Origin of the sequence: Pseudomonas sp. IT-P44, from assembly GCF_949768225.1 — a bacterium.
Lineage (GTDB): Bacteria > Pseudomonadota > Gammaproteobacteria > Pseudomonadales > Pseudomonadaceae > Aquipseudomonas > Aquipseudomonas migulae.
Map to the genome: position 1 here is coordinate 42,029 of NZ_CATKQM010000090.1, position 12,913 is coordinate 54,941.

General features: G+C 59.1%; 11 protein-coding genes. 2 read left to right on the plus strand and 9 right to left on the minus strand.

Annotated elements, in window-relative coordinates:
* Positions 1 to 12: 12 nt before the first annotated feature.
* The 8 genes from ACM6IO_RS28140 to ACM6IO_RS28175 form a co-directional block, all read right to left on the minus strand.
* Entirely contained in the window at positions 13 to 348 is a 336-nt protein-coding gene (locus ACM6IO_RS28140; protein ID WP_225609874.1) for a hypothetical protein, read from the minus strand.
* 140 nt (positions 349 to 488) lie between these two features.
* The gene (locus tag ACM6IO_RS28145) at positions 489 to 3,044 is read right to left on the minus strand and encodes a LuxR C-terminal-related transcriptional regulator (RefSeq protein ID WP_414912633.1); all 2,556 of its coding nucleotides are present in this window, start codon (positions 3,042 to 3,044) and stop codon (positions 489 to 491) included.
* A gap of 140 nt (positions 3,045 to 3,184) precedes the next feature.
* The gene (locus ACM6IO_RS28150) at positions 3,185 to 4,552 is read right to left on the minus strand and encodes a DUF1329 domain-containing protein (protein ID WP_414912634.1); all 1,368 of its coding nucleotides are present in this window, start codon (positions 4,550 to 4,552) and stop codon (positions 3,185 to 3,187) included.
* A 23-nt stretch (positions 4,553 to 4,575) separates the two neighbouring features.
* Positions 4,576 to 6,369: a DUF1302 domain-containing protein gene (locus tag ACM6IO_RS28155; protein WP_192227751.1), complete on the minus strand. Its 1,794-nt coding sequence runs from the start codon at positions 6,367 to 6,369 to the stop codon at positions 4,576 to 4,578.
* A 495-nt stretch (positions 6,370 to 6,864) separates the two neighbouring features.
* The gene (locus ACM6IO_RS28160) at positions 6,865 to 7,776 is read right to left on the minus strand and encodes an SDR family oxidoreductase (protein WP_008026988.1); all 912 of its coding nucleotides are present in this window, start codon (positions 7,774 to 7,776) and stop codon (positions 6,865 to 6,867) included.
* A gap of 400 nt (positions 7,777 to 8,176) precedes the next feature.
* The gene (locus ACM6IO_RS28165) at positions 8,177 to 9,079 is read right to left on the minus strand and encodes an alpha/beta fold hydrolase (protein ID WP_008037329.1); all 903 of its coding nucleotides are present in this window, start codon (positions 9,077 to 9,079) and stop codon (positions 8,177 to 8,179) included.
* Positions 9,079 to 9,861, minus strand: a complete 783-nt coding sequence (locus ACM6IO_RS28170) for a class II aldolase/adducin family protein (RefSeq protein ID WP_008026984.1) — start codon at positions 9,859 to 9,861, stop codon at positions 9,079 to 9,081. Before ACM6IO_RS28170 ends, ACM6IO_RS28165 begins: the two co-directional genes overlap by 1 nt.
* A gap of 223 nt (positions 9,862 to 10,084) precedes the next feature.
* On the minus strand, positions 10,085 to 10,540 hold the full coding sequence (locus ACM6IO_RS28175; protein ID WP_008026983.1) for a flavodoxin: 456 nt from the start codon (positions 10,538 to 10,540) through the stop codon (positions 10,085 to 10,087).
* A 143-nt stretch (positions 10,541 to 10,683) separates the two neighbouring features.
* Here ACM6IO_RS28175 and ACM6IO_RS28180 point away from each other — a divergent pair, with 143 nt between their 5' ends.
* Both ACM6IO_RS28180 and ACM6IO_RS28185 read left to right on the plus strand, forming a co-directional pair.
* Positions 10,684 to 11,160, plus strand: a complete 477-nt coding sequence (locus ACM6IO_RS28180; RefSeq protein WP_414912635.1) for a PAS domain-containing protein — start codon at positions 10,684 to 10,686, stop codon at positions 11,158 to 11,160.
* Between the two features lie 54 nt (positions 11,161 to 11,214).
* A complete protein-coding gene (locus ACM6IO_RS28185) occupies positions 11,215 to 11,820 on the plus strand; it encodes a hypothetical protein (RefSeq protein ID WP_414912636.1) in 606 nt (201 codons plus the stop codon).
* Between the two features lies 1 nt (position 11,821).
* Here ACM6IO_RS28185 and ACM6IO_RS28190 read toward each other — a convergent pair whose 3' ends face one another.
* A complete protein-coding gene (locus tag ACM6IO_RS28190; RefSeq protein WP_192227747.1) occupies positions 11,822 to 12,817 on the minus strand; it encodes a MerR family transcriptional regulator in 996 nt (331 codons plus the stop codon).
* Positions 12,818 to 12,913 lie beyond the last annotated feature (96 nt).

A 12,913-nucleotide genomic window follows, 5' to 3' on the forward strand; every position in this document is an offset into this window, starting at 1 on the left:
CTACTGCAGTGATTACTTGCTTCGGTAGGACTCGACCACAACACGACCTGCATTATTAAAATCGTTGACATCCAAACCGGCAACTCGATCAGCCTTATCAAAAGTCCACCGTTCGGAAAAGATACCTGCGTAAACATCATTGAAAGCCGGCAACTCATCCGCCTGCACTTTTTCCATGATAGCCCAACTCAAACTCTCGGAGTAATCAACTACCTGTTTGCCCTCATCGTTGACCACTACCGAATTCAGGTAGGTCTCATCGACATGAATGGCATACCCCATATGACAGAACACCTCAGCCAATTTCTTACTTACTTCTTCCAGCAATTTATTACTCACAAATAGCATCCTTACTAATAATGGAAGTCGGCCAAAACACATTCAAAAAATATAAACACTGATTGACGGGCCGACGCCAACTTTATAAACAAACCAATTAACTTAGTACACCCCGCAACTTGTATGCAGACGTAAACATACCGAACACTTCAAATAACAATCCCCAGAACTTTGGCTTTGGCCACAGCCTGAGTCCTTCGCTCTACACCCAACTTTCCATTGATCCGCCGCGCGTGGGTTTTAACGGTATGTAACGATATGAACAATTGATCAGCTATCTGTTGATTGGAGTTACCCAGAGCGACTAACTCAAGCACTTCTATTTCACGCTGACTCAAGCGGTTCTGGACCGAAGCCAGCGGTTCAGCAGGGTTACCCGACTCGGTACGCCCGATCGCCTCCGGCAAGCGTGGCTGACGCAATTGCAGATCGCGCAGGGCCTGTTGAAGATTGCAGCGCTCGACCAGCGCCAAACCTTCCTGCATCGCCTCGCGAGCGGCAGGCGTGTCGCCTGTCAGCCAGGCCACTTCTGCCAGCGCCAGGTGCAATTGCGCTTGCAGCCCCGCCATTCCCCGTTGACGCGCCCAGTGCAACTGAGCCTCGAGCTGCACCAGAGGGTTTGGCGCCTGCCCTCGATACACTTCGGTCAGCACCAGCAGGTATTCAAGGCCGGGAATCAGCTCCAGCGTCGCCGGCGGCGCCTGACGAGCATGGGCGCCGTGATAGTGGCGCAGCACCCGGGTCAGGGCTTCATGGGCCAAATCCGGACGGCCCTGCTGTAGCCAGAAATGGCAGCTGTATTGCAGCAAAACACTGCGGTAGACCGTGTCTGGTATCCGCCGCTGTTGCATCAATCGTTCGGCGTCACGCAGCAGGACAAAGGCCTGGGCGTAGTCCTGGCGATTGGCAGCCAATTGCGCGAGGCCGAGGAAACCGTACAGCACGCGTTTGTCCTGGCTGCGCAGGCAGATTTGCAGGCCGCTCTCGAAGTACGCGGCCGCCTGCGTCTCTCGTCCCTGACACAGGCTCAAGCGTCCGCGCTGCAAGGCAATCCGCCCCAGCAGCGGTTGGGCCAGCGGTTGCTGCTGAACGAGCAAGCCATGCATGTTGGCCAGCAGGGTTTCAGCCCGACCGGACGCACCACGCTGCTCGAGCAATTGCGCATGATCGAGTTCCAGCAGCCCCTCGAACACCAGCGAACCTTGCGCACGCGCCAGGCACAACGCCTCACGGTTGGTCGACTGTGCCACGTCGAGCTCGCCCCTGAGCAAGGCTTGCTGGGTCAGCGCTGACAGGCACATCAGCCGAGCCGTCCAGAGCGAGGGGTCGAGCTCGTCGAGTGCCTCAAGCAAATGCGCGCGCGAAGGCTCCATGCGCCCCTGCAAATGCAACAGCCAACCCTGCATCGCCTGCCAACGCGCCATCAGCTGCCGTTGATGCAACGCCGACGGCTGAGGGGCGAAGCGTGACAAATGCCCGATGCACTCGCCCGCCTGCTCGAACCGCCCGGCAAACAGCAACGCCGCGGTGATCAGCCCCACCAGTTGCGGCGAGCCAAGCATCAGCTCGTCGCCTTTGTGTTCATGCAGACGCAACAACAGCACCACGGTCTGCTCTTCGAACAGGTGCTCGAAACTGAAATGCTGCAACAGGCTGACCGCGACCTCGAACTCTTCGGCCAGCAAGGCTTGTTCAAACGCAGCTTTCCAGTCCAGTTCGGCGGCGAACCACTGACAAGCGCGGCGATGCCAGGAACGCCCCGCCGGCCATTGCTCTTCGCGCATCAATTGCGTGAGGGGGGTGAAAATCTGCAGCCAGTCGGTCGAGTCCTGCCAGGGCTCGATGAAGCAGCCCAACGCCTGCAACGTGCTCAGGCATTGGGCGCCCTCGCCTGCACCGAACAGGTGGTCGCACAACCGTGCATTGAATCGCTGCAAATGGGCCAACACCCGCCAGGCTTCTGCCAGCTCCGGGGTCAGCATGCCGAACAATTCGTGTTCGAGGTAATCGTGCAGGGTGTCCGGCCGACCGTGCAGCGACTCGTTGCGCGACCAGTCGCATTTTTGCAGCAGCGCTATCCGCACACCTGCGCACCAGCCACCGCTGAGTTCGATGATCCTGCCGGCACGTTTCGCCGCCTGCTCCGGCTCCAGGTGATGCAGCAGTCGGGCAATTTCCGTTTGAGTGAAGGCCAGCGTGGCGCGCTCGCAGTCGTACAGCTCATCAGCGAGCAACAAGCGTGGCCAATTGCATTGCGGGCGGCGGCGACCACTGAGCCACCAGGTAATCATCGGGCTGCTGATGGCCAGCAACCGGTCGAGCAGCAGGTCCAGCTCCGGGTTGGGCGTGCGGCAATAGTCATCGAGGCATAGCCAGGTCGGCGTCTGCCATTGAGCCAGCGATGCCAGCAATGCGGATTCGTCCGCCGCGGCCAATCCCAACGCGTGGGCCAGCCGCTGCCGAAAACCGACAGCCTCCATCGGCTCCCCCGCCAACGGCAACCAACAGACCCGGCACTGCTCCGGTGCCTGCAACAGGCATTCGATCAGCAGCGCACTCTTGCCACTGCCAGCCGGCGCACAGAGCAATTTCACGCGTGCGGTCGAGGCCAGTAACGGCTCGATCAGCCGCTCGCGTGACTGGTGATGGGAAGACAAACGGGGCAGAAGTCCAGGACGGTCCAGACACGGGGTCATGGCGGTCATAGTGGTGCGCCTTTTTATAATTGTGGCGCCACCCTAGCCCTCTCTACACGGCTTGTTGAAGAAGTATTCAACACACTTATCGACACCTATAAAAAAGGTGACCGCGAAGTCACCTTTTTCTGTAGAGCCTGTAGGAATGATTACCTCACCCCTGTACTCCGCAGCGCTGCTGGCGTGTAGTCACCTGCTTTGGCATCGATGCCGAATTCGAAGCTGTGCTTCTCCTCGTTCTTCATCCCCAGCGCGATGTAACGACCGGCGATCAAGTCGTACAGCGCTTCAACGGTGTAGGCCGGCACCTGGTGATCGTAGTAGAACTGGGCATGACCTTCGGCCACACGCCACAGCTGACCGCGACCGTCATAGTGATCGGCCAGTGCCACCTGCCAGCTGTCTTCGTCGATGTACATGTGACGCTTGGCGTACACGTGCCGTTCGTTGGGCTTGACCGTGGCGACCACCTCCCAGACCCGGTGCAGCTCGTAGCGTGTGAGGTCCTGATTGATATGCCCGGCCTTGATCACATCGGTGTACTTGAGGTTGGGCGAGTCGAGCTTGTAGCTGTTGTAAGGGATGTACATTTCCTTCTTGCCGATCAGCTTCCAGTCATAGCGATCCGGTGCGCCGGAAAACATGTCGAAGTTGTCGGTGGTGCGCAACCCGTCGGACGAGGTGCCGACGCCGTCATAGGCCACCTGCGGTGCACGTCGCACGCGACGCTGGCCGGCGTTGTAGATCCAGGCCTTGCGCGGTTCCTTGACCTGGTCGAGGGTCTCGTGAACCAGCAACACGTTGCCCGCCAACCGCGCCGGCGCCGTGACTTCCTGCTTGAAGTAGCTGAGCACGTTGTCGTCGCTGCCGGGTTTCAAGTCCCCCAGCAGCGAAGGCACTGCGACTTCATCCTTGAAGCGGATCACCGTGAAGTCGCCATTGGACTGCGGCGTGGCCTGGGTGATGGTGCGACGCAAATTGCCGCCGTGATAACGGGTGACGTGGTTCCAGATCACTTCGACGCCGTTCTTCGGAATCGGAAACGCGTAGTAGCGATTGCCGGTGAAATTGGCCAGGCCATTGCCGTCGTTGATCGGCGTTACATTCAGCGCACTGCGCTTGGCCGACTCGTAGATGTCCGGTGGCACAGCCACTGTACGGTGGGTCGGATAGACCGGGATCTTGTAGGTCTCCGGGTAGCGTTTGAACATCGCGATCTGGCCGTCGGAGAGCTTGTCCTTGTATTTGTCGACGGTTGCCGCCGTGATGGTAAACAGCGGTTTTTCATTGGCGAACGGGTCGGCAAGGAACCCTTTGCTGTCCACCGCGCCGGCGTTTTTCGGGATGCCGCCGGTCCAGGCCGGAATCGAGCCATCGGCATTACCCGCCTTCTCGGCGCCCAACGGCGTCAGGCTGGTACCGAGTTTGTTGGCTTCGTCCGGCGATACCGCGGCCATTACATCGACGGCCAACAGGCTCAGGGCCAGAACGCTGCATTGCAGAATCATTTTGCGCATTGAAATCATCCTTCTCAGCCAGATCAGAAGTTCACGCCAAAGCTCAGCGCCAGGAAGTCGCGATCTTCCAGGGTGTTGTAGTCACCGCCGAAGAAATCGGTGTAACTCAAGCTCGCGGTATAGGTGTTGCGATAGTCCGCATCGACGCCGACGCTGATGGCCTTGGCGCCTTCGTTGAACAGCCCGTTGGGGCCGTAACCGGCGACGTCATGGGACCACGACAGGTTGGGTTTGAAATTGATCCCGGCGATGACGTTGTTGTAATCAAGGATCGCGCGGGCGCGGTAGCCCCAGGACGTCGAGGTGACGAAACCGTCGGTATCACCGCGGAAACCGTACTGTCCGTAGACCGAATCGCGGCCGTAACGCAGCTTGCTTTTGTCTTCCAGCCCGCCGACGTGAACAACGGCCGCCTCACCCACCAGGGTCAGACGGTCCGCACCGGCGATCTGATCGATGAAGTGCGTCAGGGTGCTCTGGATCTGCGTCACTTCCTTGCGGCGATAGCCTTTGTTGTCCGCGCCTGGCCGGGTGGCGATTGGCGAAGCAGCGCCGCCGGCAATCGGGTTGAGCAAGGCCAGTGTCAGGTCGGTGCTGTTGACCTGTACCGGTGCGTTGGGGCGATAGCTGATCTCGCCGGTCCATGCGGTGCCGGTCGGCAAGGTGGTGGAGAAACTCGCACCGTAGAGGCGGATGTCTTCCGGGTATTCGAGGTAGTACTGGCCGCGACCGAGCATCACGCTCTGGGCCAGTGCCGAACCGGTGCCGGGTGCAACGGCATTGGCGGTAGCAACGATGGCCGGTATCCGCGCCAGCGTCCCCGCCCCGGCAGTGGTGGTGCCGACATTCGGCGTGCGGCTGTGGTAGTTCATGAAGTACAGACCGTACTCGGTGTCGTCGCCCAACCAGCGCAACGCCGTGCCCCACTGCCCGGAGTCGCGGGCGTCGCGGTCGCCGCCACGGGGAACGATCACCCCTTCCTTGCCGACCTGGAAGCCTTGGCCAAAAGCGGCAGCGATCGGTTGCAACGGTGCAATCGCCGGGCTGGCGACTGTGTATCCCGTGTTGCAGCCATCTGCCGCCACGTCCCCGCCGAAGAAGGTGCCGCAGTTGTCGAGAACGGTCTGGTCCCACTCCAGTTGATAGAAACCTTCCACGGTAAGTTTGTCGGTCAGGCCCTGAGAGGCGAACAGCATGTTCACCGGAATCAGGCCTTCCTTGATTTCCGCGCCAGGACGACGGAACGCTGAAACGTCGACCGGGTTGATGCTGTTGATCGAGTTGCCGATGAAGGTACTTTCGCCCCAACTGACCACCTGTTTACCCGCGCGCAGGGTGCCCGGCAGATCGGCGATGGAGTAGTTGTGATAGACGAACGCATCGAGGATCTGCGCGCCGGCAGACTTGGAACCTTCTTTGCGATTGTGATCGCTGATCGGCTTGAACTCGCGGTCTTCGTCCTTCAGTTCGAAGTCGTACCAATACTTGCCACGGACGAACACGCCGGTGTCGCCGTACTTCAGTTCGAGGTCGTGAATACCCTTGAAGATCTTGGAGTAGGTTTCGCCCTTCTTGAAGTTCAGACGCCCGTCGTCACCGGTCGACGCCTGGCCGGTCCCGCCGTTGACGATACCCACCAGCGATTTATCGGCATCGCGCATGCCCCAACTCGCGCCGACGGACAGCGAGGAGTCGAATGTTCCCTCGATTTCGCCAATGTTGAATGAAACGGCCTGCGCCTGGGCACAGCAACCCAAGGCAACCGCAGCGGCCAGCGCCTGCGGCGTGAAGATGGCGCGCATTGTTGTTTTTGTCATGCGTCTTCCCCGGTGAGTGACAGAAGGCCACACCCTACTGCCGCAGGTCGGGAGCGATAAGCGCACCAAGGAGGTATTCGTTGTGTCGCTCTAAAGGATGAATGGCCTTGCGGCGCGGGGAGTTGCGCGAGGTATAGATGAAGTGGATGGAGGTTCATCAGCCGGATGCATGAGCGCAAGACTGTTGCCCAGGCTGCAATACTGCATGTCTGGAATCGCTATTTTTCCTTTGGACTCAAGCGCTTATTCTTGTCGGGCTTTCACGGCAAACGGCCTGACAGCACACAGCGATGGCGTGCGATCAGTTCGCGCCATTGGCGACAGATTTCAGATGTGTCGAAGGTTTCGACTCATCGCCCCGTGTTCACTGACGTTGATTTGTAGCTCCTTGATCCAACGTCTTACCTTGGCCGCTGCGTTTGCAGCGGCCTTTTTTATGGGCGATGGTTTTGCGCGGAGGCAGGACTCAGGCGAGCCCTGCGCGAGGCGAAGGAATCAGAGGGAATACTTCTGCAAGTTGCCCATCATTTCCTTCAGCGCCTCGATGTTGTCCTTTGGATGCGCTGCGCCTTCGAAGTCGCAGATCTGCTGCCAGTGCGCCGCCACATCTTCCGGTGAAAACCCGACCCGTGGATCGAACCCGGCGCCGAGGCTGCGCTCCCAACGCACCTTGCCCATCCAGCCGCCACCGACCTCAAACAGCCCCGAGGTTTCCTGGCAGTTTTCGCTGGCGAGGTACACCACCAGCGGGCTGACCAGTTCCGGCTTGAGTTGTTCGAACACTTGCGGCGGGATCAGGCCTTCGGTCATGCGGGTGCCGCCGGTTGGGGCGATGGCGTTGACCAGGATGTTGTTCTTGCGGCCTTCGATGGCCAGGGTGCGGGTCAGGCCGTAGAGCCCGAGCTTGGCCATGCCGTAGTTGGACTGGCCAAAGTTGCCGTAGATGCCCGAGGTCGATGCGGTGAAGATGACCCGACCGTAATTTTGCTCGCGCATATGAGGCCAGGCGGCGCGAGTAACTTTGTAGGCGCCTTCGACGTGGACGCGATAGACCAGGTCCCAATCGGCATCGTCCATTTTGTGGAAAGTCTTGTCCCGCAGAATTCCGGCGTTGTTGACCACTACGTCGACCCGGCCGAAAACGTCGAGGGCGTTCTGGACGATTTTGTCGCCGTCGGTGACGGAGTCATGGTTGGCCTCGGCAGTGCCGCCGGCCTCACGGATTTCCGCGACTACGCGGTCTGCTGCCGAAGCGTTTGCACCTTCACCTTGCGCCGAGCCACCGAGATCGTTGACCAGCACCCTGGCGCCCTGTTTCGCGAACAACAGCGCATGAGCGCGGCCCAGGCCACCACCGGCTCCGGTGATGATCACGACTTTATCTTCGAAGCGCACAGGCTCATTCATTAGGGGGACTCCAGCAGGCCGAGGGACAATAAGTCCGAGTCTCAGGCAAGGCGCTGCGGGTCACAATGAACACGGGGTAGGCTGAATGGTGCTCGATAAGGCGGGGGGATGATGAGCGCAAGGACCGAGTCACGGCCCATCGCCAGCAAGCCGGCTCCTACAGGACCGAGGTGTCCGCCAACTCATCAAACACCACAAAAACACTGTAGGAGCCGGCTTGCCGGCGAAGGCAATCCGACAGGCACCACAACCCTCAAGGACGCATTCGCCGGCAAGGATTGGGGTGAACACCACCTCACCAAACACCACAAAACCTGTAGGAGCCGGCTTGCTGGCGATGGCAATCCGACAAGCACCACAACCCTCAAGGACGCATTAGCCGGCAAGGTTGCGGTGATGCCTACGAACAGGCCACTTTCAGCGGCGTTGAAATCAGCCGGTCGCGAAACGCCAGATAATGCTTGAGCACCTGAGCCGGTGCTTCGGTTTGCGGGTAATGGCCGATGCCGGGCAGCAGGACCGTGTCCGGGTTCGGGATCAGCTCCCGATAGCGCTCGACCATGTGCCCGCCGGAGATCGGATCGACCTCGCCATCGATCACCCGCAACGGCACTTCGCCGCGCTGCATGGCACTCACCCAACGCTCGCGCTGAACCCTGCGCTCGGGGATGTAGGCAATCAGCTTGTGCATGATCCGTGGCCCGTGATTGCTGTCGATCAGGCTCCAGAAATCATCCATCTCACTCTCGGTCGGACGGCTCTGCGGTCCGAAAATCTGGCGGAAACTCTTCACCAGCGCATCACGGGAAAACGCGCGGCCGATCATCCAGCCCACCGGGCTGAGCAACAGTTTTTGCATCAGTACCGGGCGATGGGTTTCAGGAAACAGCCCCCCATTGAGGAACACGCAACTGGCGAGATGAATGCGCGCCTCGTAATGCCGGGCCAACAGTTCCTGAGCCACGCTGTCGCCATAATCGTGGGCAAGCACGTGCACCGGTTGCTCGACGTTCAAATGCTCCAGCAATGCCTGTTGCAGATCGGCCTGCTCCAAGAGGCTGTATTCATGATCCACCGGTTTGGCTGAATCGCCGAAACCGAGCATGTCGCAGGCAATCACTCGATAACGCTGGGCCAGCGGCTGCCACAGGTAGTGCCAGTCCCAACTGGCGGTCGGGAAGCCGTGAATGAGCAACAGCGGCTCACCCTGCCCTGCCGTCCAGTAACGCACCGTCTGATCACGAAAGTCGAACGTCTGGCTGCGCTTGCGCCAGACACACAGGGGGATCTCGGCGAGAGGCATCAGAGTTTATATCCCGCGTCTTGTTTATCGAGTTTGCGCAGCAGCGCCGGCCAGGCCAGCGCGCCGCCCATCCCTTGTGCACTTTTGGTGACGCCGGCGATCATCGCCTTGGCGCCCGCCAGAATCTGCGGTTCGATGGCGATGAGTTCCGCACCACCGTTCTGTGCCAGCACCTGGATTTCGCAGGCGCGCTGGAAGGTGAACATCATCAGGAACGTGTCAGCGATGGTGCCGCCGCAGGTCAGCAACCCGTGGTTGTGCAGCATCAGGAAATTGTTTTCACCGAGGTCGGCCTGCAGCCGCGCCTTCTCTTCGTGGTTCAGCGCAACGCCTTCATAGGCGTGATACGCCAGGCTCGACAGAACAAACAGCGACTGTTGGCTGATCGGCAAAACGCCTTGCTTCTGCGCCGACACCGCAACGCCGGCCGCCGTGTGCGTGTGCAACACGCAGACGACATCGTGCCGCACTTCGTGCACGGCGCTGTGAATGGTGTAGCCCGCCGGGTTGATCTCGTAAGGGCTGTCCATCAGCTTGTTGCCGGCCTGATCGACCTTGACCAGGCTCGACGCGGTAATCTCGTGGAACATCAACCCGAACGGGTTGATCAGGAAATCTTCAGTGCCTGGCACCTTGGCGGAAATGTGCGTGAAGATCAGATCATCCCAGCCATGCAGGGCGACCAGACGATAACAGGCGGCCAGATCGACGCGGGTCTGCCACTCGGCGGCACTGACCTGGTCTTTGACACTGTGGGGCGATTGGACGGGGGCTACGCTCACGACAAGGAACTCCTGTTCTTATTGTTTTGCTCACGTTTAGCAGTCTAGTCAGCCCCCGGGGTTCATGTAGTTGCATTGGCAGCCAGCTTGATGACCTAGCGAGTCACTGCGCCAGACAGCTTGGATCCATGTCAAAGTACCGCCGCCAACAAGGGGTCAGCGAACCGGTTCTGCAGCCCCGAAGCGGCACAATCCTGGCTCGCCTTGCTTCGCGAATGGCCAGTCAGCCGCGCAGAGCGGTGACGAGTTCCGCCAGCCAGGGTTCGGCATCGGTTTCCGGGGTGACGCTTTCGCTGGCATCCAGGCGCAGCATCGGCAGCACTTCGCGGATGCCCAGTTCGCCGAACAGCTCGCGCATCAGCTCACCGCCGCCGCAGAACGTATCGCCGTAGCTCGCATCGCCCAGGCCGATCACCGCGCCCGGCAAACCACGCCAGGCGGCCGGCAATTGGTCACGAATGGCGAAATACAACGGTTGCAGGTTGTCCGGCAGTTCGCCCATGCCAGTGGTCGAAGTCACTGCCAGAAAGGCTTGCGGGCCAAACGCCTGAACATCGGCAAGGCTTGCGCGCGGGTTGTGAAAGGTTTCGAAGCCCGCGGTTTTCAAAATATTCGCAGCGTGGCGAGCGACTTCTTCAGCCGTGCCGTACACCGAGCCCGAAAAGATGGCGACTTTCATCAATCTGATCCTGAAGCTGAGTAAAAAGATGAGGGATATTAACAGCCGCAGCAAAAAAGCTGCGATTAGCTCTCATTAAGCATTGAAGGCCGCTAGAGTTCTTTTAGAATGCTGCGCTCAATCAATCTGGAAAGGATTCTCCGATGATCAACGCACAACTGCTGCAAATGGTGATTGACGCGTCCAACGACGGCATCGTGATTGCCGAAAAAGAAGGTGAACACGACAACATCCTGATTTACGTCAACCCGGCTTTCGAACGACTGACCGGTTACACCAGCGAAGAAATCCTCTACCAGGATTGCCGCTTTCTGCAATCAGGTGACCGCGACCAGGAAGCGCTGCCCTTGATTCGCGATGCGTTGAGCAATGGCGGCTCCTGCCGGGAAATCCTGCGAAACTACCGCAAGGACGGCACACCGTTCTGGAACGAGCTGTCGCTTTCTACGGTGAAAAACCCGAGTGACGGTCAGACGTATTTTGTCGGCGTGCAAAAGGACGTCACCGTGCAGGTCAAGGCGCAGCAGCGGGTAGCGCAGCTTGAAGCGCAAGTGGCAGAGCTTCAGGCCGAGCTCGCCGCGCTCAAACCGACGAACGGCGCAAACAAAACCGAGAATTGATTGTCATTAACTACAATCACCGATGACTTTGTTACTTTTCCTTTCGAGCCGATCATGCAGCGCGACGCACTCCTGACCCAGGATGAGCTGGATTTTATCCAGACCATGCAACACAACCCGCAACTCAATGTGCGGGATGCGACGTCGAGTCTGCTTGTAAATGGTGGTTCGCAAATCCGTGACTTGCTCACGCGCCTTGCTGCTCATGAGCAAGTCACGATCCAGGCCAACTTCGAAAATCAGCAAATGACCTTCCCGCTGCATCTGGTGGAAGACGAATTTCACGCGCTGCATTTACGCCTCGGCGTCCCCAGCATTTATGAAGACGGACCGCTGGTCCGGCCATGGCGCCTGGTCCTCGAAGAACCGGTCGCCCTGGAAAATGCCGCCGGCCATGCCGGCACGATGTGGGTGCATGAAGTGTCGTTCAAAGGGGTTTTGCTGGAAGTACGCAACAAGACCAAACCGCCCAAGCATTTCGCGTTGTGGTTCAGCCCGTCAGGCTACGAACGTATCGCGTTGCGCGGCACCTTCGAGAGAGAAACCGAGAACGGCTTCTATGCCTATCAGTTGAGTCAGAGCGACAAGGATGAAACCGAGCGCCTTCGCCAGTACATCCTTCAGCAGCATCGACTGACCCACCCGACCCTGCATCTGTGATTCAGGTATCCAGGTTTCCGGCCAGGAACTGTTTCAGGCGCTGACGCATCACCACTCCTTCGTTACCCAGGCAGCCAATGGACGATCCTTCCAGGCTCTCCTGCGACAGTTCCGACGCGTCACCGGCCAGCATCAACTGGCAATCCAGGCTCATCGCCAGACGATTCAAACGTCGCGGCAAATCGCTAGTGGGCGCGTGATTGGAAAACAGCACCAACGCCTGGGGCTTGACCCTTTCGCAGACCAGCGCCAGTTCATCAAAGGGCTGACCGACCGCCAGCAATTGAATGGCCGAATCGACACTGCTCAAAAACAACGCCGTGACCAACAGTTCGAGTTCGCGACATTGATCGTTCAGGGGACAGACAATCACGCGCCGTGGCTGCATGACGCGCACCAGCAGCAGCCGCTGTAACACCCGTGAACGCAAAAAACCGTCCAGGAATAGCCACTCGCTGGCCTGGCCGAACACTTCCTGACGTTGCAGCAATTGCTTCCAGAGTGGCATCAGAATGTCCTGAAACGCCACGGTCAGGGGGTAACTGGAAAAGATCTGCCCATAGACCTGCTCCAGTTGCACCTCATCGAACACGTTCACCGCCGCTTTGACTTGTTCCTGCCACTGCGCGTAGTCAGCCTGCACCAGTTCGTTGGGGATGATGTGCGACAACGCTTGAAGCGGGGCAGTCTTGGCCAGTATCTTGCCGACCTTGCTGACGGCGACGCCACGTTCGATCCAGCCCAGGATGCTGCGGACCCGCTCGATATCGGTCATTGCGTACAAGCGATGCCCGCTTTCGGTGCGCATTGGCTGAATCAGACCATAACGTCGCTCCCACGCCCGCAAGGTGACCGGATTGACGCCCGTCAGCCGTGACACTTCACGGATCGGAAACAGTTCTTCCTTTTCTATGGAAAGAGCACGCGGCAAACCAGCGACATCTTCAGTCAAGACAGGCATAGGGCAGTCAACGTCCGCGTATAAATTGGATCCCATTCTACCTCTCTTGCCCCATCACCATTCAATACATTGATGAACGACGATTGTCGCTGCCATAACCTGTAGAATCCGGACCAATCCTTGCTTGTTCCG

What these genes read in the sequence shown, in the direction of transcription:
- ACM6IO_RS28140 (WP_225609874.1), bottom strand. Translation starts at nt 348, where the DNA reads ATGCTATTTGTGAGTAATAAATTGCTGGAAGAAGTAAGTAAGAAATTG.
- ACM6IO_RS28145 (WP_414912633.1), bottom strand. Translation starts at nt 3,044, where the DNA reads ATGACCGCCATGACCCCGTGTCTGGACCGTCCTGGACTTCTGCCCCGT.
- ACM6IO_RS28150 (WP_414912634.1), bottom strand. Translation starts at nt 4,552, where the DNA reads ATGCGCAAAATGATTCTGCAATGCAGCGTTCTGGCCCTGAGCCTGTTG.
- ACM6IO_RS28155 (WP_192227751.1), bottom strand. Translation starts at nt 6,369, where the DNA reads ATGACAAAAACAACAATGCGCGCCATCTTCACGCCGCAGGCGCTGGCC.
- ACM6IO_RS28160 (WP_008026988.1), bottom strand. Translation starts at nt 7,776, where the DNA reads ATGAATGAGCCTGTGCGCTTCGAAGATAAAGTCGTGATCATCACCGGA.
- ACM6IO_RS28165 (WP_008037329.1), bottom strand. Translation starts at nt 9,079, where the DNA reads ATGCCTCTCGCCGAGATCCCCCTGTGTGTCTGGCGCAAGCGCAGCCAG.
- ACM6IO_RS28175 (WP_008026983.1), bottom strand. Translation starts at nt 10,540, where the DNA reads ATGAAAGTCGCCATCTTTTCGGGCTCGGTGTACGGCACGGCTGAAGAA.
- ACM6IO_RS28180 (WP_414912635.1), top strand. Translation starts at nt 10,684, where the DNA reads ATGATCAACGCACAACTGCTGCAAATGGTGATTGACGCGTCCAACGAC.
- ACM6IO_RS28185 (WP_414912636.1), top strand. Translation starts at nt 11,215, where the DNA reads ATGCAGCGCGACGCACTCCTGACCCAGGATGAGCTGGATTTTATCCAG.
- ACM6IO_RS28190 (WP_192227747.1), bottom strand. Translation starts at nt 12,817, where the DNA reads ATGGGATCCAATTTATACGCGGACGTTGACTGCCCTATGCCTGTCTTG.